Annotated in this window: 23 protein-coding genes; 5 read left to right on the forward strand and 18 right to left on the reverse strand. The window is 37.0% G+C overall.

The window, feature by feature from the left end; genetic code table 11:
* Positions 1–20 precede the first annotated feature (20 nt).
* From CKK03_RS15110 to CKK03_RS15125, 4 genes are all read right to left on the reverse strand, one after another.
* Positions 21–2,393 (reverse strand): polyprenyl synthetase family protein, encoded by a 2,373-nt coding sequence (locus tag CKK03_RS15110; RefSeq protein WP_099363381.1) that lies wholly within the window; start codon positions 2,391–2,393, stop codon positions 21–23.
* Between the two features lie 69 nt (positions 2,394–2,462).
* On the reverse strand, positions 2,463–2,954 hold the full coding sequence (locus CKK03_RS15115; RefSeq protein ID WP_099363382.1) for a DinB family protein: 492 nt from the start codon (positions 2,952–2,954) through the stop codon (positions 2,463–2,465).
* A gap of 18 nt (positions 2,955–2,972) precedes the next feature.
* On the reverse strand, positions 2,973–3,677 hold the full coding sequence (locus CKK03_RS15120) for a class I SAM-dependent methyltransferase (RefSeq protein ID WP_099363383.1): 705 nt from the start codon (positions 3,675–3,677) through the stop codon (positions 2,973–2,975).
* A 22-nt stretch (positions 3,678–3,699) separates the two neighbouring features.
* A complete protein-coding gene (locus CKK03_RS15125; RefSeq protein WP_099363384.1) occupies positions 3,700–4,581 on the reverse strand; it encodes an aminoglycoside 6-adenylyltransferase in 882 nt (293 codons plus the stop codon).
* Positions 4,582–4,844: 263 nt separating this feature from the next.
* Between CKK03_RS15125 and CKK03_RS15130 the strand changes: the two genes are divergently transcribed.
* The gene (locus CKK03_RS15130) at positions 4,845–6,674 is read left to right on the forward strand and encodes a M6 family metalloprotease domain-containing protein (RefSeq protein WP_099363385.1); all 1,830 of its coding nucleotides are present in this window, start codon (positions 4,845–4,847) and stop codon (positions 6,672–6,674) included.
* 61 nt (positions 6,675–6,735) lie between these two features.
* Here the strand turns inward: CKK03_RS15130 and CKK03_RS15135 are convergent, their stop codons facing one another.
* Both CKK03_RS15135 and CKK03_RS15140 read right to left on the reverse strand, forming a co-directional pair.
* On the reverse strand, positions 6,736–8,907 hold the full coding sequence (locus CKK03_RS15135; RefSeq protein ID WP_099363386.1) for a DNA topoisomerase III: 2,172 nt from the start codon (positions 8,905–8,907) through the stop codon (positions 6,736–6,738).
* A gap of 79 nt (positions 8,908–8,986) precedes the next feature.
* Entirely contained in the window at positions 8,987–10,102 is a 1,116-nt protein-coding gene (locus CKK03_RS15140; RefSeq protein WP_099363387.1) for a histidine kinase N-terminal domain-containing protein, read from the reverse strand.
* A gap of 178 nt (positions 10,103–10,280) precedes the next feature.
* Here CKK03_RS15140 and CKK03_RS15145 point away from each other — a divergent pair, with 178 nt between their 5' ends.
* A complete protein-coding gene (locus CKK03_RS15145; protein ID WP_099363388.1) occupies positions 10,281–10,727 on the forward strand; it encodes a cupredoxin domain-containing protein in 447 nt (148 codons plus the stop codon).
* 31 nt (positions 10,728–10,758) lie between these two features.
* Here CKK03_RS15145 and CKK03_RS15150 read toward each other — a convergent pair whose 3' ends face one another.
* The 5 genes from CKK03_RS15150 to CKK03_RS15165 form a co-directional block, all read right to left on the reverse strand.
* Complete coding sequence (locus tag CKK03_RS15150) at positions 10,759–11,157, reverse strand: hypothetical protein (RefSeq protein WP_099363389.1); 399 nt, start codon at positions 11,155–11,157, stop codon at positions 10,759–10,761.
* A 242-nt stretch (positions 11,158–11,399) separates the two neighbouring features.
* Complete coding sequence (locus CKK03_RS15155; RefSeq protein WP_099363390.1) at positions 11,400–13,316, reverse strand: vWA domain-containing protein; 1,917 nt, start codon at positions 13,314–13,316, stop codon at positions 11,400–11,402.
* Positions 13,317–13,326: 10 nt separating this feature from the next.
* Entirely contained in the window at positions 13,327–14,211 is an 885-nt protein-coding gene (locus CKK03_RS15160; RefSeq protein ID WP_099363391.1) for an ATP-binding protein, read from the reverse strand.
* Positions 14,212–14,496: 285 nt separating this feature from the next.
* On the reverse strand, positions 14,497–14,583 hold the full coding sequence (locus tag CKK03_RS24255; protein ID WP_369695634.1) for a putative holin-like toxin: 87 nt from the start codon (positions 14,581–14,583) through the stop codon (positions 14,497–14,499).
* Positions 14,584–14,688: 105 nt separating this feature from the next.
* Complete coding sequence (locus tag CKK03_RS15165) at positions 14,689–15,927, reverse strand: DHH family phosphoesterase (protein WP_099363392.1); 1,239 nt, start codon at positions 15,925–15,927, stop codon at positions 14,689–14,691.
* 184 nt (positions 15,928–16,111) lie between these two features.
* Between CKK03_RS15165 and CKK03_RS15170 the strand changes: the two genes are divergently transcribed.
* Positions 16,112–17,482, forward strand: coding sequence for an MATE family efflux transporter (locus CKK03_RS15170; RefSeq protein WP_099363393.1), 1,371 nt, complete (start codon positions 16,112–16,114; stop codon positions 17,480–17,482).
* Between the two features lie 27 nt (positions 17,483–17,509).
* Here CKK03_RS15170 and CKK03_RS15175 read toward each other — a convergent pair whose 3' ends face one another.
* Entirely contained in the window at positions 17,510–18,349 is an 840-nt protein-coding gene (locus CKK03_RS15175; RefSeq protein ID WP_099363394.1) for a deoxyribonuclease IV, read from the reverse strand.
* A 92-nt stretch (positions 18,350–18,441) separates the two neighbouring features.
* Between CKK03_RS15175 and CKK03_RS24165 the strand changes: the two genes are divergently transcribed.
* Entirely contained in the window at positions 18,442–18,570 is a 129-nt protein-coding gene (locus tag CKK03_RS24165) for a hypothetical protein (RefSeq protein WP_281254513.1), read from the forward strand.
* A gap of 364 nt (positions 18,571–18,934) precedes the next feature.
* On the opposite strand, the gene yoyC is transcribed toward CKK03_RS24165, so the two are convergent.
* The 3 genes from yoyC to CKK03_RS15190 are packed head-to-tail and all read right to left on the reverse strand — an operon-like array spanning position 18,935 to position 20,324.
* Complete coding sequence (gene yoyC, locus CKK03_RS15180; RefSeq protein WP_099363395.1) at positions 18,935–19,213, reverse strand: protein YoyC; 279 nt, start codon at positions 19,211–19,213, stop codon at positions 18,935–18,937.
* 55 nt (positions 19,214–19,268) lie between these two features.
* Positions 19,269–19,934, reverse strand: coding sequence for a bacillithiol biosynthesis deacetylase BshB2 (gene bshB2, locus CKK03_RS15185; RefSeq protein ID WP_099363396.1), 666 nt, complete (start codon positions 19,932–19,934; stop codon positions 19,269–19,271).
* Between the two features lie 45 nt (positions 19,935–19,979).
* Positions 19,980–20,324, reverse strand: coding sequence for a YojF family protein (locus tag CKK03_RS15190; protein WP_099353005.1), 345 nt, complete (start codon positions 20,322–20,324; stop codon positions 19,980–19,982).
* A gap of 177 nt (positions 20,325–20,501) precedes the next feature.
* On the opposite strand from CKK03_RS15190, the gene CKK03_RS15195 reads away from it, so the two are divergent.
* Entirely contained in the window at positions 20,502–20,735 is a 234-nt protein-coding gene (locus tag CKK03_RS15195) for a hypothetical protein (RefSeq protein ID WP_099363397.1), read from the forward strand.
* A gap of 272 nt (positions 20,736–21,007) precedes the next feature.
* On the opposite strand, the gene CKK03_RS15200 is transcribed toward CKK03_RS15195, so the two are convergent.
* The 3 genes from CKK03_RS15200 to CKK03_RS15210 form a co-directional block, all read right to left on the reverse strand.
* A complete protein-coding gene (locus tag CKK03_RS15200; protein WP_099363398.1) occupies positions 21,008–21,274 on the reverse strand; it encodes a phosphocarrier protein HPr in 267 nt (88 codons plus the stop codon).
* A 75-nt stretch (positions 21,275–21,349) separates the two neighbouring features.
* Positions 21,350–22,159, reverse strand: coding sequence for a bifunctional DNA-formamidopyrimidine glycosylase/DNA-(apurinic or apyrimidinic site) lyase (gene mutM / locus CKK03_RS15205; protein ID WP_099363399.1), 810 nt, complete (start codon positions 22,157–22,159; stop codon positions 21,350–21,352).
* A 100-nt stretch (positions 22,160–22,259) separates the two neighbouring features.
* On the reverse strand, positions 22,260–22,499 hold the full coding sequence (locus CKK03_RS15210) for a hypothetical protein (RefSeq protein ID WP_099363733.1): 240 nt from the start codon (positions 22,497–22,499) through the stop codon (positions 22,260–22,262).
* Between the last annotated feature and the right edge of the window lie 59 nt (positions 22,500–22,558).

A 22,558-nucleotide genomic window follows, 5' to 3' on the forward strand; every position in this document is an offset into this window, starting at 1 on the left:
TCCAAAGGCAGGCTTACATGTTAGTGGTCTCTATGTACAAAATAATTTAATATTTGTTTTAAGAAACTAGTTTTTAGTTGAAGATCTTGCAAAACTTCCATCGCCTTACAGTAATGTTCCCACATTTCCTTTTTAGCACCCTCTAAACCTAGGATGGTGACAAATGTTGATTGATTGTTAATGGCGTCCTTTCCAACCATTTTTCCAAGTAATACGGGTGCTCCTTCAACATCTAGTAAATCATCTTTAATTTGAAAGGCTATACCAGCATGATAAGCAAACTTTTTTAAAGCTTCTATTTCTCTTTCGTTCACTTTTGAGAGTATGGAAGGCATGATGAGAGCAGCCTCAAAGCCTTTACCAGTTTTTAAATGGCACATAAGATTTAATTCTTCAAGTGTTAATTGTTTGCCCTTAGAATTTAAATCCATTGCTTGCCCTTTGCACATATCTTCTGTACTTTGGGTTGAGTATTGAATCAACTTAAGTACCACTTCTGCATCAAACTGAGTAAGGGATGCTTGCTCGAAAGTTGCCCTTTGAGTCAGAAAGAGACCAGTTAATTCCGCAATGGCGGTATTATATACTTGATGGACCGTTTCCTGTCCACGTCGAAAGGATGCATTATCCTGTGATGGAAGATCATCATAGATTAAAGATGCCGTATGCATATACTCTAATGACTTCAGCAATGGAGCAATCGTGCTTTCTTTTAACCCATATTCTTTTACACCCATCATCCAAGTTACGATCGGTCTCAGCCTTTTTCCGCCTCCATCTAGACTATAATTTGCAGCGTTTATTACTAGTGAAACATCATTTTTATGGTGGTTGATGTATAAAAGGTTATTTATCTTTGTGCGCACGTCTTCAACTAGCTCGGTAAATTCTTCTTTTTCTTTCTGTTCATTTTTTAAGTTCGTAACCATATGATCTCGTAATAGTTTATCAAAGAAATCGACATCTTCTGCTTTTCGAACCATTTTCTGTACTACAAGATTAAAGGCCGGACTACCCGAAGCGAATGTTTCCATTATTTCTTCATACACCTTGTTTCCTACCCGCTTTTTAAATCGTTTCAATCCATTAATTGCACGATTTAAAATGATTTCACAGGCTTCTGGATCAGATTTGTATATGTTATGGATCAGATAAGAAATGACAGCCCAATATAATTCATATGGGTTTACTAAGTCGGTTCGCTTCTTGTGATGTGTCAAATAATACGTATATGGGGTTACAGCTCTGTCCTCCAGGTCAGAAAACATATCCGAAAAATCATCTGCAAGTTGATTATAAATCCCATAACAGAAAATCCGCTTATCATGGCCATCATCTTCGGGCGCATTTATTAAAGAACGAACAATCAAACGTGATGAGGATGATTTAATAATTATTGGTACATATAAATCTTCATTCGTATACGTTGCATTTGAAAGAACTTTGTCACGGTCGATTTCTTGTGATTTAAAAAAGACATAGGATTGTTCAAAAAATGAGTGCAACTTCTCTTCGGGTTGCTGATTCTTAATGTACAGGAAGGCTTCTGAAAGTTCCGATTGTACAAATTCTAGTAAATTCTTATTTTTCCCTGTCCACTTCCCTGACTCAGGTACAGTTTCAGTAAGCAGTGTTGTACGTATCATATCGGAATATTGCCGCTGTTCTTTGTCAGTCAATATCTTTGCATCCAAAAGGTCATCGATAAATGGATAGGTAAGACCATAGGCAAAGCCTAGTCGAAGGGCAGTACTCAATTTATTAGAACGAGCTTCTGGCGAGAGGTCCTCCCCCATTTCCTCAATCTCATTAATGATGACGCCCGCAATGATTTTGATTAATTTCCTCTGAGCATGGGTTCCATCCATTCCTTCTGGTATATTAATAGACACAGTTTTTAATTTTTCCAACAACCATATAATCGTCGATTCAATACCTTCCTTTTGTCCCCATCTGTATAACCCTGTTGTACTAAAAATATCCATTCCTTCATTTTGATCTTTTGATACTGTTTTGAGCAAATGTTCTTTCAAACTAGTAACAACGTTATCAATCCTTGATTGGGTATTAGACGCTCTGAGATCTTTTCCCATATCTCTCATAAATATATATGAAATACTTCTGTCTAGGTAATGATTTAATTTCCCAGTATAATTTAGCCATCTTATATAACTATAATAATCCTTTGTATCGGATGGCCTTTTTGCCCTTTTCAGAAAAGGAAATGGCGAAGGATGAATATGCTGATGCTTCCAAGCTTTGAAGTCTTTTGTTAGTGTTGGAATATAACTTTTGTCATTGATATCTTTATATAGTACTTGAAAATATTGAGCGGCTTTCTTCTCAGCCAGTTGATAACATCTTTCGGCATTGTTTCTTAATCCAACATTCATTTTTATAGATACCTCAACTTTTGTTCATTACCTTATATGTATGATAGTTAGGTGGATTCATAACGTTAATCATTCGTAATAATAACTAAAATCCATAGTAGATGTTATCTTTCTGCCAATAAAGTTTGCAGATACAGGACTTCTACCTAATTCTCTAGCCCATACTGAGAGTTGGCCAATATGGTGTATTTCATGTGCAATGATATGATGAAGGATTTCATCAACTGTATATAGCTCGTTGTCCCATGCAACCTTTATTTTTCTCTCTTTTATTTCTACCAAACCTGATTTTAAAAACCCATTTATTTCTTTTCGGTAATGGTCAGAAAGGAGTTTAACCTTACCTAAATTGTTATATTCCGAGTACTGAACGATTACATCGTCCATTCCCCGAATTCCCCTTATCCAACTATACTCCACATCAATAATATGAAATAATGTATATAAAATACTACCTACTCCACCTGTGCGCTCCTTTACCAAATCATCAGATGATAGCTCTTTACACCATTCAAACCATTCATCTCTTACCTGCCAGTTATACTCAAAAAACTTTATCAATTGAAACACCCCGAAACCTTACTGTTTTTGAAATAATGCGGTTAATAATCCAGGTACTCCAAAGACTTCATTTGGCTGTTCAACCACCTTCATTTCTCTTATTTCAATTTCTTTAAACTCTCTAAAAATAGACTTTAATTTTTGATCGGTGTAGCCTAAACCACCCTTTAGACTCCGTAATCGATAAACCTCCCAGTCAGAGATATCGGACCCTCCAAATTCTCCGCCCTCGGCAAAGCAAGTAAGGGCAAAAAAGCCATTTGGTTTTAATGCCTTTTTCACTAAATTTATGTATGATATCCTTCGATGAGGAGCAATATGGTGAAAGCAACCTGAATCATATACAATATCGTAAGTACCTTCCTCAACCTCTAATTCAAAGATATTCTTATGAATGTAGTGTATTTGTAACTCACTTTCATTAGCACGCTCTTCGGCCCACTTAAGAGATTCTTCAGATAAATCAACAGCATCAACGGTACAGCCCTTTGCTGCAAAGTACATTGCGTTTCGACCTGGCCCACATCCTAATTCCAAAACTCTGCCTCCAGTGAAGAAATTTCTATCAAAGTATGAAACTAAGTTTTCGTCGGGAGAGTTCACAAAGAAAGGTATGCTTTTTTCCCTGTCAGTATAAAAAGTATCCCAAAAATGTGTTGGCTCACGCAGTAACGAATCTAACATTTTCAATACGTCTTCGATATCATAAATTGTTTCTGACATAAGGTATTACCCCTTTCCGTTTTTAATAAATTTCTTTGGCATCCGACGGCAAATTTCTCACATGCATCAAATACTCACTCATTTTCCGATCATCCTCAATTGGATATGTAAACACTAGCTTTTCTGCTACTTCTAAGGCTAACGTTCTAAATAAATGGCAAGTGATAAAAATAGAATCCCAAAAGTTCTCATAGTTATGGTCTGAATATGTTTTTTCGTACTGCTGCCAATAAGATTCAGGAAGGCATTTTTTAAAATACTTCCCCATTTTTCCAACAGAAACCTGAAAATCTGTATCGCACCCAATCCACCATTCAACCATTTCATCCAAGCGTTGCCTAATAACTACTTCAAACATTTGTTTAGCATAGGGTAACTCGTCTCGCCAAATTCCTTTGGCAATATTTTGTAAACACCACCAAAAATCATTACAACTACTAAAAAACATTGCTTCAGAGGGTTGTTTGACTTGATAATCAATATCTGTTGGAGCAGGAATGGATGGTAAGATATTGTCTTTATCTATTAAAGGTACTGTCAGTTTATCACTACCATATTCTTCAAGCATTTTTTCTTTTGTTTTGATGTGAAGATCGATTCGATTTCCATCTTTAAAAAGCATTAAATAACCATAAGAACGACTAAAATCTAGATTAGCGCCGCATAATTGGTCATTTCTATCTGGTTCCTGTAACATGAGTAATTCACCAAACATGTTAATCCAGCTCTCATCTTCTATAAAAGATTGAGTATTCGTGACTACGTATACAATATCGTAATCTTGAAAAATATCTTTAGGAACATTTGAATTAGTCCGTGAGCCATTCATGTAGACAGCTCGAATTCGTTCGTCTCCTTTTGCGATATTCAGGATTAGGTCCATCATCACTTGTTTGTTTCTCATAAAAATGCTCCTTGAAATATACTTTCAGTAATATATATTTCTATTCTTGTCATCTAATCACCTGCATTTACCCATAAAAATTAATTACTAGTTAAACGTTACTAACCAAAAAGACCCAAGCCTTATTTACTATAACCTAGGACTATTTCTCGATTTGTAAAATAATGAGAATTAGGTCACATAGTTAGTTAGGACGAACGAATCTTATATGTTTCCGAATATTCTGTTATATTTTCCCTATCATACATAAAGGAGTGATGTTTTTGTTAAAAGTATTATCAAAAGCGGGTCTTACTCTAGCTTTAGCTGGGAGTGTTCTACTTACTGGGTATCAACTCAATGAGTCGCCTTCGGTTGAAACGAGCAAGCACGATATAAGTCTTGCGAAATATGTTGCTGCGACTCCAGAACTAGCTGAAAAAGCAAAAGAGTTAGGATTTGATGTGTCCAAAGTGGACCCAGCTGAAAAAATTGCGAATCACGGTAAGAAGTTTCAACAACCTGGTGATAATCATGTAGCTTACAAAGAAGCCACAGGGGATATTCCAGTTCTGGTCATTCTAGCAAAGTATAAAGATGGTGATGAACCGATTGGTGATCTTGAAGGCCAGGTTCCTGCCGAATATTATGAGGATCTTATTTTTGGAAGCGAATACAATCCGTATGAACTCGATTATTTTAAGCAGTATGATGGTCCAAACGTGCCAAAGGATCGCACCATGCAAAACGCCTATAAAGAATCTAGTTATGGCAAAACGAATATAATGAGACATGAAAATACTGAGTTTACTTGGGTGGAACTACCTAAAGGAGCCTCTTACTACCTCGATCAAGAAGGAACGTTTGCTGAAAATGGAAAGTATGTTCTTGGTAACGTAAATGGTGATGCACATACGGGTGAGTTTGTTCGTGATCTTCTGAAGGCAGCTGATGATCAAATTGATTTCTCTAAATACGCCGAAAATGGAGAAGTTCCAAATATTTTTATCGTTCACGAGGGTACTGGAGCGGAATGGAGCCGCGACCCTGCTCAATTCTGGTCCCATAAATGGAATCTATTAAGTGCTCTGTACTATGGGAAATACTATGAAACTGGTAAACCAGCTGATGTATACGAAGGCATGAGCCAATCTGAGTGGATTGCGAAAACGCAAGCGGAAGCGATGACATATGATGGCGTAATCGTTAACAACTACAACATCCAACCTGCGATTGGTGGAAATGTAGCTGGGTATAATGCAGCAACTGGTGAATATGATGAAACTTCCGCTACAGGCCCTTACCCTGCGCAGGTTGGTGTCTACGCACATGAATTTGGTCACGCGTTAGGATTGCCAGATTTCTATGATACAGCATATAATTCTGAAGGTGTTGGTAACTACTCAATGATGGCGGGTGGATCTTGGATGCGTTACCCTGATGCACTAGAATACAACGGTAACTCACCCACCCATTTCGATCCATTCTCCAAGATTTTCCTTGGCTGGGTGAATCCTATTGAAGTGAAACCAGAAGATGGTGTTCAAGAAATTACTTTACCTTCTATTGATCAAGCAACGGATAGCAATGGTATTGTAAAAATGGAAGTACCAGGTTCAAACGGAACAGAATATTTCTTATTCGAAAATGTTCAACAAAGCGGCTTTAACCAAGGCTTAATCCGTCAAGGCGAAGATGCACATGGATTAGTTGCATGGCATGTAGATGAAAATATCATCAATTTATACCAAACTGCTGGTTTCCGTCCAAATAACGTCGCAAACTGGATGAATAAGAGATTCCAACACAACCAGTCACAGACTGCAAGTGACGGTACAGTAGTAACACATTATGGGTTATCAGTTCTACAAGCAGATGGAAAATATGATCTTGAAAAATATGCAAATCGTGGAGATGCTGGTGACTTCTTCAAAACGGGCAATAAAATCACTCCGGTTTCTGGCAATGTTCACACTGGTTCATACTACTTCTGGAAAGGCAATGGTGCAACACCTGCTGATTCCGGAATCCATGTGACGGATATTGTAGAAAACGAAGACGGTTCGATTACAGCTAAATTCTATTACAGCACAAACGAGGGTAAGAAAAAATAACTATGAAGAAACCTGAGTCTACTAAAGACTCAGGTTTCTGTTGTATTTGGAACCAAATAGGTTACTTATCAAGCTTTAGCTTTGCTAAGGCATCTGCTAATGCGGTATTAATCGGTTCTTCTTTTTGCTGTTTTTTCATGAAATTGGACACTTCACGTTTAGATAGTTTTCCTGATTGGTTCTTTTTGCGTCGCTCGTTGAAGGTTGACAATTTTTCTCGATGTCCACATTTACATACGAATAATTGTCCTTCCCCTTCTCCGCGTAGTTCCAATTTCTTGTGGCAGTTCGGGCATCTTGCATTTGTTACTTTTGCAATGTTTTTACGATGACCACATTCACGGTCCTGACAAACGAGCATTCTTCCCTTTTTCCCATTGACTTCAAGCATCAATTTCCCACAATCAGGACATTTTGTGCCTGTGATGTTGTCGTGTTTGAACCTCGAATCACTCATTTTTATATCTTTAACAACTTCTTTTGTGTACTGTTTTATATCCGAGATGAACGTATTCTTTTTCAATCGCCCTTTTGCGATTTGTTCAAGCTTCTGTTCCCACTCAGCTGATAGCACAGGAGATTTTAAATCATCAGGTACTAGCTCTAATAGTTGTTTTCCTTTATTGGTGATGTGGATGTCTTGCCCTTTTTTCTCAATTAAAAATGTATTAAAGAGCTTTTCAATGATATCTGCACGTGTCGCTACCGTCCCTAATCCACCTGTTTTGCCAATGGTTTCAATTAAATCCTTGCTTTCTCCAGCCATATATTTTGCTGGATTCTCCATTGCGGAAAGTAAGGTTCCTTCATTGAAAGGCTTTGGCGGTTGCGTTTCTTTTTCGATTTCCTTTACAGAAAGGATCTTTAGAGTTGATCCTGGTTGAACGGAAGCTGGTATTTGACCTGCATCATCATTCTCATCAGTTGAAGTAATCACTTCTTTCCAACCTAATGATGAGACTGTAATCCCTTTTGCCACGAAAAGTTCCTTGCCAATGCGTGCATGAACGTTTTTTTGTTCATACGTATAAGGTGGAAGAAAAACAGCTAAGAAGCGTTTGACAATTAAATCATAAATTTTTTCTTCCTTGGCAGATAAGGCTTGTAAATTAGGGCGATCCTCAGTAGGAATAATCGCATGGTGGTCTGTAACCTTGCTATTATCAACAAACGATTTGTTCGTTTTAATACCGCTTTTCAAGATCTTGGCACCAAGCTTCGCGTATGGTTGCACCATACACGCTTCTATTCGATCCTTCAAAGTATCTATAATATCGGTTGATAGAAATTTTGAATCGGTTCTTGGGTACGTGACAAGCTTGTGTTGTTCGTAAAGCTTTTGAAGAACATTTAAGGTCTCCTTTGCTGAAAATCCGAACCGTTTATTTGCATCACGTTGAAGTTCTGTTAAATCATAGAGCTGTGGTGCATAGCTTTTCTTTTGTGCAGTTTGCACGTCTATAATTTTTGCTTCCTGTCCATGAAGAGATCGTACAATGGCAGTTGAAATTTCCTTTTTAAAAATACGTTGTTCCTTTGTTTTTTCATGTTGCCACTTCAAGGTTAAGCCGTCCGTAAATGCATTTATTTCAAAATAAGGAACTGGTTTAAAGTTGCGAATTTCTTCTCCACGCTTTGCAATAATGGCTAATGTTGGAGTTTGCACTCGCCCACAAGAGAGCTGTGCATTGAACTTTGTTGTCAATGCTCTTGTTGCATTGATTCCTACTAGCCAGTCAGCTTCAGCACGGGCAACGGCTGAGGAATAGAGATTCTCATATTCCTTTCCGTTTTTTAAGTTTGCAAAACCTTGCTTAATCGCTTTATCTGTAACTGATGAAATCCATAACCGTTTGATTGGCTTACGTGTATTTGATTTTTCAATGATCCATCTAGCAACAAGCTCACCTTCACGACCGGCATCTGTTGCGATAATAATCTCATTGACATCTTTACGATGCAGTTGTGTTTTAACGGCACTATATTGTTTTCCTGTTTGCTTAATGACAACGAGGCTTAGTGGATTCGGTATAATCGGTAAATCCTCTAGTTTCCATGATTTATATTGATCTCCGTATTTTTCAGGGTCTGCTAATGTAACAAGATGGCCAAGTGCCCATGTCACAATATATTTATCTCCTTCGAAAAAGCCATTCCCTTTCTTATGGCAATTAAGGACACGCGCAATGTCTCTTCCAACAGAAGGTTTTTCTGCAAGAACTAGTGATTTCATATTAATTCCTCCAATTCACTCTTCCTATTATACACGATTCCTATTTTTAGACATAAAAAAACTCGGTCTTTTCCCGAGTTTAACTAGCATCACTGTATGGTAGAACTATTTTAAATTCTGTTAAATTTGAATCTGATGAACATGATATGGATCCACCGTGTTTTTCAATAATTTTTTTACAAACAAAAAGTCCAATCCCTGTCCCAAATTCCTTTGTTGTATAAAATGGTTCAAATATCGTATCCAAGGATTCCTTAGGTATGGCTGGGCCATTGTTAGAAATAGACACAATAATCTGATTATCGAGATTATACCCCTTAATGATAATGTTGCGGTCGGTTTCTCTTTGTTTTAATGCGTCAATGGAGTTCATAAGTATATTCAATAATACTTGTCTAATCTCATCCTCATTAACAGTAATATAAATGTTCGAACCAATATTTGTATGTACTTTCACATCACCATCTAAAATACTCGCATAAATGAATTCGGTTATTTCAGTAAATAAATCAAGTAATGAAACTTCATTTTCACTTCTCTCAATTAATTCCTTCTTGGATACGTGAAGAAATTGCGCAATTTTGTAATTCAACTGATTGAGTTCATGACTGATGATATCCAAATATTTAATGTTCGGGTTATCATTTCCGATTATTTTAACAAAACCAATGACTGCCGTAAGTGGATTACGGAATTCATGAACAAACGTAGATGCCATTTGCCCCAAAATGGTAAGCCGCTCTTGATGGCTTTGGTCTATGTATTGTATTTTTTCCTGGAGCTGATTCTCTTTCATTTCTGTATATTTGGAAACAGCATAATAGGAGAACAAATCAAAAATCCGATTCACTTCTTCAAAAATAGGGTCCAATTGATCATGATCAAGCTTTGAGCGATATATGTATTTTAAAATTTCTGTTCTACCAAGGTTTACATTATAGATGAATTCCCCAATATTAATATTCGCTTCGACTCGCTCTTTGGCTAGTTTATGAGCAAACGATTTTAGTTTTTCATCATCGATTGGATTGATCAATGAATTTTTGATCAGTTCAAACATCGCTAAGCCATTTAATACTAATTTTTCCTTATGAATGTCATCTTCAGACATCACGGATTTATCCTTCCATGATTTTAAAAAAATCGACAAATTGCTTTCGAGAAAATAAATGAGTTCACCTAATACAGAATTCATTCCGTCAAGTCCTTTCTTTCACTTCAATGGGATCATTAGCTCAAAGTTATATAATCTATAATATTCTACATATTTCGCAAGAATCCTTTTTAGAATTTTAAAAATACTTAAATAGTAGACAAGTTTTCGAGTGGGTCAAGCATACATTATAGGGAGACAAACTATAGGAGGGTTGATTATGAAATTTGTTGTGATTAAAAGGAGTTGGATTGTTGCTGCTTTTGTTGCTGCAGTGGTATTGATTGGAGGTTGGGTATGGTTGCAGCCTGAGATCATTCCAACAATAGCACCGCAAACTGCCAAAGATGATGTTGTAATCCATATTACAACTGGTGAATTAAAATCTAAAACAGATGATGGCAAAGAAATTGAATCTTATTTCTGGAATCCGGGGACAGTCTATGTTCCTCAAGGTAAGGAAGTGACCTTTAATATTTATGGGGTAAATGGCAAGGAGCACTCTTTCTACATCGAAGGTACAGACATCAAAGGTACAGTGAAAAAAGGAGAAGAAATCACGATTAATGCAAACTTTGAGGATGAAGGCATGTATCGCATCATTTGTTTGAATCACTCCGATATCAATAATAACGGTCCAATGATTGGTTATATTGTAGTAGATTAAAAGTAAAACAGGAGAGTAACCTCTCCTGTTTTTATTGTTTACGTACAGTGATTGCATTTGTAGTTTTTTTCACGATACAATCCTCTATGTCTGTTTGTCCAAGAAGACCAAGTGTAATAGCGGCATCAATTTTCTGCTGGTCAGGTTGCTTAATAACTCGGATGCAATCCTCAAGATTAAGTTCTTCTAATTTCTTAACCATTTTTTCATCATGGTAGCTTTCAGAGGTACGTATTTGTCGTTGAATCTTGTAATCTCCAACAATAGACTCCCCTTTTTCTTGCTTCCCTACCGTTTCATCAAAATACACATTAATAACCTTCTTCATTTCCTTTAATTCCTTCTCAATTTCCTTGGCCTTCTCACTTAATGTAAAATACTTTGAAATGAGTTCTTCCGGAATTTGTGTAAATCGCCTGGAATTCTGCAAATCTTTCCCCCCTAATTACTTGATAATTCATCATATGATTGGGGATGGGATAACATTCTAGTACAGAAAAAATCCAGCTGAAAGCAGCTGGATCTTTTTTTATAGATTCCTAAGTCAAAGTGGCTATCAGCCATAAAGTTTAGTTATTGGCCGTAAAATTATTATATCGGCCATAAATCTAAATTAGCGGCCGTAAACCTTTATTATTAGCCGTATTTTTAAATAAAGACAGAATACCCTTTTTAAATACTCTTATATAATAGCTTTTTGAGTAATGGAAACAGGACATCTGGCAATTGCTCGATGTTTGGTACTAAAATGCTGTACTTACCGTAAATGTTTTGAATCGTCGTTTGTTGGCCTTCATCAATTTCTCCATTTGATAAGAAGACGTTGATGACTTCGATACCATGTTTTCGTGCTTTTAATACGGCTTCGTGTGTATCAATAATACCATTTTGCTCATAATCGAATGCTGCCGGCTCTCCGTCAGAAAAGACAAGTAGGAATTTTTGTTTCTCGGTTCGTTGTAATAGTTTCTTCGTTTGCAAACGAATGGAAAAACCGTCGCGATTGTCTTCTTCTGGCTCGAGTTGCATGATTTCCGCACCATAGCTGCGCTTTAAGCTTGAGTCAAAATCAATCACAGTTTGCAGGTAGTTCGGTTGTTTTGTGCTATCTGCATCATTGGTGTCCTCCCAAAAACCTGTCACATCATGAGGAACCTGGACAGATTTTAATGCTTCGTGAAAGAGTGCAATCCCTAGCTTTGTTTGATCCATTTTATCGTACATCGAAGCCGAACAATCCACTAACAATGAGAATACCGCATCAATTTGATGGGATGGTTGTTCTTTTTTATAAAATAATCTTGGATTGTCGTCTGTAAAGATACGAATTAGCTTCTTATTTAGTCTGCCAAAATGTAAATCCCCACTTGGTAGATTCTTTTTATGTTCCAATGTTTTAAGGATCATTTGCTTTAGCTTTTTCTGATATGGAGCAATGATCGTTTTGTTTTTTTCGTATTGGATGACTTCTTCGTCCGTTGGTTTTCGGGCATTCTTAAAGACAGGATAAGCAAAACGATTTTCTTTTCCAAATTCGGATTCTGTGGAACCTTCCTTTTCAGAATGGACCATTTCCATTGCTTCCATCTTGGAATAATCTTTATTTTTACTTTGTTTAGACGAGCCTTGGGCAATCCCTAACGCTTGGTCACCCTCTTCGCCTTCTCTTGCTCCTTCACCCATCAGATTCGTTCGTGAACCTTGTTCTAGATCAAATTGTAAAAAGCTTTTTGTTGGTGAACTTGTTTCTCGATGCCAGGTTTCGAACTTCTCTTCGTGGATTTCTTCATCCCCTTTTTTGACATCATCAAGTACATCATTGTTTTTCAACTTATCCTTCCGTTTCAAGTCGTCAATTGTTAAGCCATTTTCAAGGATTTCATAATCGAGTTCTGGTAAATGAAAATACGTATTTAACATATCTTCATCAAGTACATCCTCTAATACATCGATGATTTCTGTGCATATTTTGACGATGTCCTTTGTACTTTTTGCATCAAAGACTTTCTCAATTTGACCTCGTAGAAACGGAATCAAGAGATCAATTTTTTGTTGAATAGACGGAATTTCTTCAAGTGGAGATTCAGCCGTTAGTAGAACAAAAATACCATTAAACAAAGCATCTGTTGGTACACTTTTAACAATGTTAACATGGAGCTGATCCTTATAATACTTGCGATAAATACGTCGTCTTTCAGTAAAGGATCTTCGGGTTCCTGGTCGTTCTTTTTTACATTGTTCTTCCAAACGACTATCTTCAAACAGCATAAACAATTGCTTCGCGAAACTCGGAAGATCACTTTTTCTACAGAATGATAGATAGCGATCAATTTCTTTAAAATCCGTATATTTCATGCTACCAATGGTCCGTAAAAAGACATCACTTAATAGTCCATTTCGTTTGTCGCTAGTTGTGCGATTATCCCAAAAATGACTAATGATAACCTTTTGCTGGATCGGATCAAGATAAGATTTATAGCCTAACTCTATTTCGAGTTCAGGATTTTTTGAGATTGTTTTGGCAAGGTCCGATAATTCCATGAATAGAAAGGAGTCGACCTTCTTATCATTAAATTGAATAAATCTCATTATAAAAACCTCACTCAAACAGAGTTTCTGCTATATTTTTAACGGCTGCTTTCTCGCGATCATCTTCTAACTTTTCAATGATACCACGTTCAATGGCGCGCAATGGTGGCATATACATGGCTAAATCACAAGTATCAATCAATGCCCGTATGGATGCCGCTTCCTCAGAAAGCATACCACCTCGGACCTGTGTAATTAAATCAGCAGACAAGGATACAAATTTATTGATTACATTTTCATCCTTCAATGCTGTTTGTGCTTGAAGAACTTCTTTCAGTGTTTCGCCTTGAATATATGGTACTTCAATAACGACAAAGCGGTTTTTCAATGCTTCATTTAAAGGTACGGTTCCAACATAGCCCTCGTTAATTGCGGCAATGACCCCGAAGCCATTCTCCGCACGCACTACTTCAGCAGTAAACGGATTTGTGATCATTTTACGATAATCAAGTACACCATTTAGAATTGGCAATGTTTCAGGCTTTGCCATATTGATTTCATCGATATAAAGTAAATAGCCTTTTTTCATTGCGTTGATTACAGGTCCAGAAACAAATTCAATTTTCATTTTTCCATCATGCTCTTGAATTGTCTTGTAGCCAAGTAAGGCTTCTGCATCTAGGTCGACTGAACAGTTTATACTGTACATGGGTTGTTGAAATAACTGTGAAATGGTTTCAGCAAGCTTTGTTTTTCCTGAACCAGTTGGGCCTTTTAATAGCACATTTTTACCAATGCTAAGTGCAATAATTGCATCTCGAATAATATTGATATCTGAAGGAGTGTAACCACCTTTTCCAATTAATAGTTCATCACCTGAAACTTGGTTCTTCCTATTTGAAATCTCAGTTTGTAAATTTATCGGTAACTTCAATTCTTCTAGTTGAATCGTCATGAAGTATCAAATCCTCTCATACATATGTTTATAATGTGAAATAACCTCTTATGTCCCCACGTATTTTACCGAAGTTTGTACATTGAGGCAATGAATACACCTTGAAATTCAAGTATTTGTGACATTTTTTATGAAGATATGGTATTATAATAATAAATACTCGTAAAATACAAATAGACCGCAGATGTTGCGAGCATCTACGGCCTAGCAATAGAATGGTCCCACTAAGAGGATCAGCCTAAGATGAAATAGACCTCACCCGATTTTTAGCGGAAAAAGGGAGGTCTATTTTTTATTGTTGTCAAAAGATAAAATCGCAACAACAAGCGACGCGAACGAAAGCATTAACACAAGGCTCTCATATATCGTCATATAGGCATCACCCCCTTTCAGTTGGGAGCTTAGCCGACCACCCTTATCGGACAAACTATTGCTTATTCATTATAGCACATTTTACCATACGAACACACGTTTCATTTAAAATTGGTTCTTTAGACTTACGAGTGCACCGTCGAGGTTTGCTTTAATCGCATCCTCTTTCTTATTAAGATGCTCACCAATATAGGCAAGAAGTTCATTATCAAAGGCTAAGCCACTTGCAAATTGACGTTTTACAAAGCGCTCGGCTTCTTCAAACGTTGAAAACTTTGCATCGAGTGTTTTCTTGTCGTGGTGAATAACCCAACGAACATCCTTTTTAAATATAAAGGACTTTTCCCCTTTTCGATTCACAAACAGCGTCCCATTATCATTCTCTTTGAGATTGAGTTGGTTTTCAGGTGCATCATGGCGAATGGCATATAATGGGAATGTATTTTTGACAAAAAGCTCAAATGCTGTATCGCCAAGTGAACATCCTGATGCTTTCGGATGCCCTCCACCACCAAATCGCTTCGCAAATTCAGATACATCAACCTCATCATATATGGTACGAAGTCCAATCTTTTTCGTGCCAACATTTAGTATCGCAATTAAATCAAGATGTGGATTTAGCTTTCCAAGTGCATTTCCAAGTTCAGAAATGTATTGTTCCCCATGAACAACTCCCACACAATAATCTTCAATGAAGGTTTGCACCATTTGTCTATTTTTCGAGTTAATATATCGTTCTATTTTCTTATCTTCCGTATCTAAAAGAAATTCTTCCGCTTCCGTCAACTGGAAAGTATCTTGATTGGTTTGAAGTCGTTCTAGCATCTTCGTTTCAAACTCTTCAATTCCTATAATAAAAAATAAATCATTTAAGCGTTTCGCTTCTACGCGATTTTCAGTTTCCCATTCCCATGTATCATATAGTCTTACAAGTTCAATAAATGCCTCTAAGCCAGTATGTTTTTGGATGAGATTTTTTTCAAGAAGAAATTCATAATAGAGTGAAGTTGCGCAAGTTTTCTTGCCCGACTCATATTCAGCCTGTACAAATCCCCAGTCATACTTGTTAAAATGCATGGCTGTTTTATGGTGGTCAACCATCTGTATGTAACGACCCGCCTTATGACGTTTTTCCAGTGCTTTTTCATTTTTATCGTTCACTGCAAGATCCGTTATGTATACTTTTGCTTGATGGTGTTCTGGGTTTTCAATATATTTTTCCACGCGCTCATTTAAGTTTCGGTAAGAGCAATAGGAGACATCAACCTCATCACCAAATGCCAGTTTGGCAACAAGTCCACATCCTACTCCGTCTAAATCACTATCTGAAAATAACTTTATCAAGTCGGATTCCCCCTTTTACTCCTAGTTTCGATTACATTTGCTATTTTCATACCCATTTACTACTTTACACTAAAAAAGAAAAAAGGACGAGTATTGGTTGTCAATCGAACAATTTTTACCTACCATTATGTCATTTTTGTGATATAATCCATTAATCATCAAGGAAGGCAAAGGAAATCGTTTTATGAATCAAACATTTAATTTAAAAGAAAAAAATAAATTATTTTTTCATATCCTCTTTCCAATTCTGGCCACACAGATTGGTCTTAATCTCATAAATTTTGTGGATACGATGATGTCTGGACGGGCTGGAGCAAACGACCTTGCAGGAGTTGCGATTGGTTCAAGTCTCTGGGTACCGGTGTACACAGGCTTGTCGGGGATATTAGTAGCGATGACACCCATTATCGCACAATATGTTGGAGCAAAACAAAGAAATAAGGTTCCATATTCCGTGATGCAAGGTGTTTACATCTCCATTGTCATCGCAATAGTCGTTGCTTTAATTGGTGGATTTGTCCTTGACCCCATATTAGGACTTATGAACCTTGAAACCGAAGTTCGGGAAATAGCTAAGGAATATCTGATCGGACTTTCGTTTGGAATAGTTCCGCTTTTTGTTTATTCAGTGTTGAGATCATTTATTGACGCACTGGGTCATACACGGGTGACGATGATTATTACTCTTTCTTCGTTACCGATTAATGTATTGTTTAATTATCTGTTGATTTTTGGAAAGTTTGGTTTTCCTGAATTAGGTGGTGCCGGTGCAGGTTATGCCACAGCCATTACCTATTGGCTGATTGTGTTTTTAGCCGTTTGGATTATTTTAAGCCGGCCACCATTTACTGAATATCGTGTTTTACGAAAACTTTACTCAGTATCTTTTTCAAGCTGGGGCGAAATCTTAAAGCTCGGGTTGCCAATTGGGTTTGCAATCTTTTTTGAAACAAGTATTTTCTCAGCGGTCACATTGTTAATGAGTGAATTTAATACGACTACTATTGCAGCCCACCAGGTCGCGATTAATTTTGCAAGTTTGCTTTACATGATTCCTTTAAGTATTTCGATGGCACTTACAATCGTAGTCGGCTTTGAGGTCGGTGCGAAACGGTTTAAGGATGCAAAACAATATAGTATACTTGGCATTTGTATCGCTGTCGTCATGGCGCTTGTTTGTGCATTGATTATTCTTGTGTTGCAAGAACCAATTGCAAAAATGTACTCAACAAATGCCGCGGTTATCGGATTAACAACTCAATTTTTACTCTATGCGATATTCTTTCAGCTATCAGATGCTATTGCAGCACCCATCCAAGGTGCACTACGTGGCTATAAAGACGTAAACACAACTTTTGTGATGACACTTATCTCTTATTGGGTGATTGGTTTGCCTGTTGGATATGTCTTGGCAAAATATACAACGCTTGGTGCGTTCGGGTATTGGATCGGCTTGATAGTAGGATTAGCTGCCGGAGCTATAACATTATCTGGTCGGTTGGTTATCGTACAGAAAAGAGCAGCACGGATAAAGTTAAGTGAAAAAATGATGTAAACCAGCCTTTTGCGGGCTGGTTTTTTGTTATAAATAGCTACCCATCATCTCATTTAAAAACTTAATTTCATCCTCATGGGAAAAATGATTCTCGTGTGGGGTTTCGAGTACAAACGGGATATCATCATACACGGAACTCGATAATAATTCTTTGATTTGCTCTACTTTTATCTCTCCATAGGGAATATTGGCATGTCGGTCTTTCATAGACCTGGTTGGGTAAGCCGAATTGTTTAAATGAACCGCTTTTAGATGTTTAAAATAACCGAGTTCAATCCCTTTTGCTTCAACCTCAACCCAATTGTCTCCATCCCAAACACCGCTTGCGAATACATGGCATGTATCTAAACAAAAACCGATTTTATCAGGAAACTCTGTAAGCTGCCTTACTTGGACAAGCTCTTCAAGCATTGTTCCAGTTGGCCCACTTTTGCCGGCATTATTTTCTAATAAAAGCAATGCTTCACCCTCCCACTTCGATAGAACGTCATTGAAGGTTCCAATCATCCGCTGATAGCCTTCGAGAGGGTCTGTAGCATTTTTCAATACACCAAAATGTACAACCACACCAATCGACCCGCATTCATTTGCAATCTCCAAATCATTTAATAACGAGTCCTTAACAAGCTCAATTTGCCCTTCATCCGCAACTAAATTGGTTGGATATGGTGTATGGGCAATGGTTTGGATATGATGCTCTTTACAAAACTTCGCACATTCTTGTGCATCATGAATATTATATTCTTTAACAGACAGGCTTCGTGGATTTTTTGGGAAGTATTGAAATGCTCTTGCCCCAATTTTTTTAGCATGTTGGGCAGCCCCTAAATACCCTTCCCTAATACTAATATGACTACCAAATCTCATGATTTCGTCTCCTATCCTACATATACAGTTAGTTTTTCTATCAGAGTAGGAACTATTCAATTAATGGACATACTAGTTTTGAGGTGATAAAAATGGAAGACTTTACATCAAAAGACGAAACGGTACAAAATAAGTCAATCGAAGAATTAGAAGAGGAAATGGGTTTATACATTGTATCACCTGAAAAAATTAATTCTATGTTTGAAGACGAAGAGCAATGAAAAAAGAGCGAATTCCAACTCGCTCTTTTTGTTCATTATCTATTTATTTAATGAAAATACGACCAAAGACTTGTAGCTCTCCAGACAATGGCAAACGAACATAAACTTATACAGGTTCCACTAAGTATTTTGGCTACTCTTTTATGTGTTCCTTTATAAATGGAGTGTGCGAAGGTAAATGCAAAAATCAAAAATAAAATGACTGAAATCTCCATATACATATTCATCTCCATAAAAATACCCCTTTCAAACTAGTTATGCTGAGTATTTTGACGAGTCTCTCTTATTATCATCAGATTATAAAGGAAACTCAGGAGTTGTACAACGGAAATTAGTACTAATTGTAAATATTTTCTTGTTTTGTTTACAATTTCTTCACATTTTCCATTTCCTCAAGATAAACATGCTGCAGACTAAGCTTTTCTTCAATCGTTAGACTGGAGTCGAAAATTCGTCTACTTGCCATGAAAAATTTTTCATATGGAGTTTTACGAAGTCTTGGATGGGTCAATTCATCTAGTAAATCCCTTTGAATTGTGGAACGCAGAATGTCTTCGCTGCTCATGTCCTTTTGCCAAAGCCGACGATTCATCCAAAGGGACTGATATGCTTTTAAAAGTTGATCAAAATTAACAGGATCCATTTTCATATAGCTCCTTTTACACCCAGGAGCCCATCAAAAGTTGGGCTCTAAGTACTTAATCGTCAAACTTATATGTCCAATATACTTCTGTTCGAAGCCACTCAATAATTTCATTGTCACTGTCATCAATTTTTTGGAGCAGATTTCCCATCAATCCTTCTGTTTGAGAACGATGTGCTTTTAATGTCGCAATCTTCTTGTCTAATACTTCACTAACATCAAACTCAACATCATGTTCACCAATTTTTTCAACACGGTCATGGGTAATTGCTTTGCAGTATACGGTCGGTCTATTTTCTTTCGGAATACGTTTAACCGCACGAATCGTTGCTTCACCTGTCGCATCATGGTCAGGATGGACACCATGTCCAGGATAGAAGGTAATAACAAGGGATGGATTTACTTCCTTGATGATTTCCTCAATTGTGTCTGCGATTCTTTCTGGATCTAAGAATTCCAATGTTTTATCACGATATCCTAGCATGCGAAGATCGGTTATTCCACATGCTTTACAAGCTTCTCTCAGCTCTTTTTTCCGAATCTCCGGTAAAGTTTCTCTCGTTGCAAAAAACGGATTTCCTAAATTTCTGCCCATTTCCCCAAGGGTTAGGCAGGCATATGTAACAGGAACCCCTTTTTGTGTATTTAAACTAATTAAACCTGATACTCCAAATGCTTCATCATCTGGATGTGGTAATACAATTAAAATATGTCGCTCCATTTTACTACTCCTTTTATTAAAATATGCCGTTGTAGTTCGAAAACTCTAGAATGGGGTTGTGCTAATTTGAAGCGCAACTGCAAGTTTTCCTTCCTCATCATGACCTGCTAGTAATAAACGGTCCTTCTCGTCTAGCTCCCAATCTGTTAATCCTTCTGCATATATCCAACCGATATCCATCTTAAGGCCGACACGGTACGGATCATTTCCAACGATTTTTCCTTCTGTAAACGTAACAAGGGCATTTCGAATAAATGCACCAGCTGATGTTTTTTTTGCGCCAGAATGTACAGCATATGCGCCATTTGTGGTTTCAAGGTGAATATAAACGTTTTGATTGGCAAAACGGTTGATTAAATCCTGTACGTCTTCTTTATTAATGGGTTTCAAATGTGAATCCTCCAAACTCTATATAAATATGTAACCATATATAAATATTAACGATTTTATCAATTAAATTCCAATAATGCGAACTGCAAAATCAAATTAATAGCAATCCCTTGAAAAGATGGTATGATTTTCTACGTATTGGACATATTACGTATATGAAGAAGGTGGTGAACAAAATTGGCAAGAGAAAACCTTGAACTAGTAAATAATATGGAATTTGGTATCACTTCGAAATTCGTTCCGAATTTATGTGAAGCAAAAACGTTAAAAGTTGTTGAGATAAATCATACCTCTGTTCGAATTGAACTCGAATCAAAGCAAAAAGGGGTCTTCCCACTTTCTCATTTTCAATACTTAATTCGTCATGGGGCATTAGTTCTATCAAAGGATGAAGACGAAGAAACGGCTTAAATCAAATACGCCTTGGCGTATTTGCGCCCAGATTTTTTAGGCCCACACGAGGTGGGTCACAAAGACGTTGCCACAGGAAGTGGCGTACTTAGTCTTTGATCTTAAGCTCGAAAACTTTCCATTGAAAATCTGTGGCATCCGCCGGAGGCTTTTAACTTTATTCAGTTTCAGGTGTAACTCAAAAAAATGTATTCTTCCTCCATAAATAATCTGGACAATTGCTGAATAAAGTTAAAACAACCATCTAAATTGATGGTTGTTTTTATTTGGTGTTATTCACCTAAGTTTTCTTCTTTTAATACAGACTCAATTCCTTCTAATGCTGCATCTGCATCATTACCTTCTGCTTGAATCTCGATTTGTGAACCTTTTGGTACACCTAAAGACATTACACCCATAATTGATTTAAGGTTTACAGATTTACCGTTGAAAGTAAGTGTTATTTCTGATTGAAATTGACTTGCTTTATGTACGAGCTTTGTAGCTGGTCTTGCATGTAAGCCAGCGTCACTTGTAATTGTAAATGTTTTTTCTGCCATAAAAAAATCCCTCTTTCTATTATTGACTCATATATAGAATAGCCATTAACCTATAGGATAATCAAGTGTATTTTTTTAGATTTGGCAATTTGCACAGAAAAATGTTTTCCTGGATGACACTTCTTTCTTCTTAATAACGGAACCACAACGTACACATGCTTCACCTTCTCGGTCATATACCTTACATTTCTCATCATAACCGCCGGTTAAATGATCTCCCTTAAAAAGTGGCTGCTCGATATATCCACCAAACCGAATGGCATCTTGAAATACAGAATGAATCGATTGATACAATTTTTGAACTTGCGCCCCATCAAGCGTGTCAAACGTTCTAGTCGGTAGAAGTTCTGCAGCAAAGCAAATTTCATCAGAGTAACAATTTCCGATTCCTGCGATAAAATTTTGATCGACAAGCGTTGTTTTAAGCATACCCCTTTTGTTTTCAACTAATTTTTCAAAAGACTGAAGTGTAAAACCAGGTTGAAGAGGCTCTGGCCCTAAATCTGCTAATTCGGTTTTGACTTGGTCAGGAGTAAGTAGATGTAAATAACCTAATCTCAATCCAATAAAACAAAGTTTATGTGATGCAAAACGAAAAATCACTTGTTTTGTCCTTGAAATTGTATCGTTATCCGTTTCGATATACATCAAACCACCAAGCATAAGATGAAGCAGTAATTTATTTCCACTTTCAAGGTCAAAAATGAGATGCTTCCCTCTACGATGGATTTGAGTAATTTTATTTCCGATAAGTTCTTTAGTAAAATCAGAAACCGTGGTATTGATTGATTTTTCACGATTTACTTCTACATCTTGAATGGCATGGCCTGCTACTTTCAGTTGAAGGAGGTTCTTGTATGTTTCCATTTCTGGCAACTCAGGCATTTTTCCACCTCCGATGATTGTTTTCATTTAGCATAAACAATATATGAATATTTCATGTATTTAAAAAAGCCACGAAGGTGTGAGTCCTCGTGGCTTTTGATTAGTGAAGTTTAGAAATTTCATTTTGGAGCTGTTTTGTCCGCTTTGCATTTCCTTCTGCGAAGTTTGCAAGTCTTTCTTTCAGTTCATGATCATTATGAACTCGTTCTGAGGTAATTAAATAGCGTCGCATCAGTTCAGACTCTGCAGTATAGGCTGCTTCTAGCACTTCCCTTAAAGCATTCTCTGTTAGCGCATCTTCACGATCATGATCCCGATCAAAATCCTTTTCATGATTCATCAAAATCACCTCTATAAAAGTATCTGCTTTTTTTAAAGGAATATGATGATAAAGATAAG

This window comes from Fredinandcohnia onubensis, assembly GCF_002734215.1.
Taxonomy (GTDB): Bacteria; Bacillota; Bacilli; order Bacillales; family Bacillaceae_L; genus Ferdinandcohnia; species Ferdinandcohnia onubensis.

Bases quoted from the DNA above. Each gene is read 5' to 3' on its own strand.
- CKK03_RS15110 (WP_099363381.1), bottom strand. From the start codon at position 2,393: ATGAATGTTGGATTAAGAAACAATGCCGAAAGATGTTATCAACTGGCT.
- CKK03_RS15120 (WP_099363383.1), bottom strand. From the start codon at position 3,677: ATGTCAGAAACAATTTATGATATCGAAGACGTATTGAAAATGTTAGAT.
- CKK03_RS15125 (WP_099363384.1), bottom strand. From the start codon at position 4,581: ATGAGAAACAAACAAGTGATGATGGACCTAATCCTGAATATCGCAAAA.
- CKK03_RS15135 (WP_099363386.1), bottom strand. From the start codon at position 8,907: ATGAAATCACTAGTTCTTGCAGAAAAACCTTCTGTTGGAAGAGACATT.
- CKK03_RS15140 (WP_099363387.1), bottom strand. From the start codon at position 10,102: ATGAATTCTGTATTAGGTGAACTCATTTATTTTCTCGAAAGCAATTTG.
- CKK03_RS15145 (WP_099363388.1), top strand. From the start codon at position 10,281: ATGAAATTTGTTGTGATTAAAAGGAGTTGGATTGTTGCTGCTTTTGTT.
- CKK03_RS15155 (WP_099363390.1), bottom strand. From the start codon at position 13,316: ATGAGATTTATTCAATTTAATGATAAGAAGGTCGACTCCTTTCTATTC.
- CKK03_RS15160 (WP_099363391.1), bottom strand. From the start codon at position 14,211: ATGACGATTCAACTAGAAGAATTGAAGTTACCGATAAATTTACAAACT.
- CKK03_RS24255 (WP_369695634.1), bottom strand. From the start codon at position 14,583: ATGACGATATATGAGAGCCTTGTGTTAATGCTTTCGTTCGCGTCGCTT.
- CKK03_RS15170 (WP_099363393.1), top strand. From the start codon at position 16,112: ATGAATCAAACATTTAATTTAAAAGAAAAAAATAAATTATTTTTTCAT.
- CKK03_RS15175 (WP_099363394.1), bottom strand. From the start codon at position 18,349: ATGAGATTTGGTAGTCATATTAGTATTAGGGAAGGGTATTTAGGGGCT.
- CKK03_RS24165 (WP_281254513.1), top strand. From the start codon at position 18,442: ATGGAAGACTTTACATCAAAAGACGAAACGGTACAAAATAAGTCAATC.
- yoyC (WP_099363395.1), bottom strand. From the start codon at position 19,213: ATGGATCCTGTTAATTTTGATCAACTTTTAAAAGCATATCAGTCCCTT.
- bshB2 (WP_099363396.1), bottom strand. From the start codon at position 19,934: ATGGAGCGACATATTTTAATTGTATTACCACATCCAGATGATGAAGCA.
- CKK03_RS15200 (WP_099363398.1), bottom strand. From the start codon at position 21,274: ATGGCAGAAAAAACATTTACAATTACAAGTGACGCTGGCTTACATGCA.
- mutM (WP_099363399.1), bottom strand. From the start codon at position 22,159: ATGCCTGAGTTGCCAGAAATGGAAACATACAAGAACCTCCTTCAACTG.
- CKK03_RS15210 (WP_099363733.1), bottom strand. From the start codon at position 22,499: ATGAATCATGAAAAGGATTTTGATCGGGATCATGATCGTGAAGATGCG.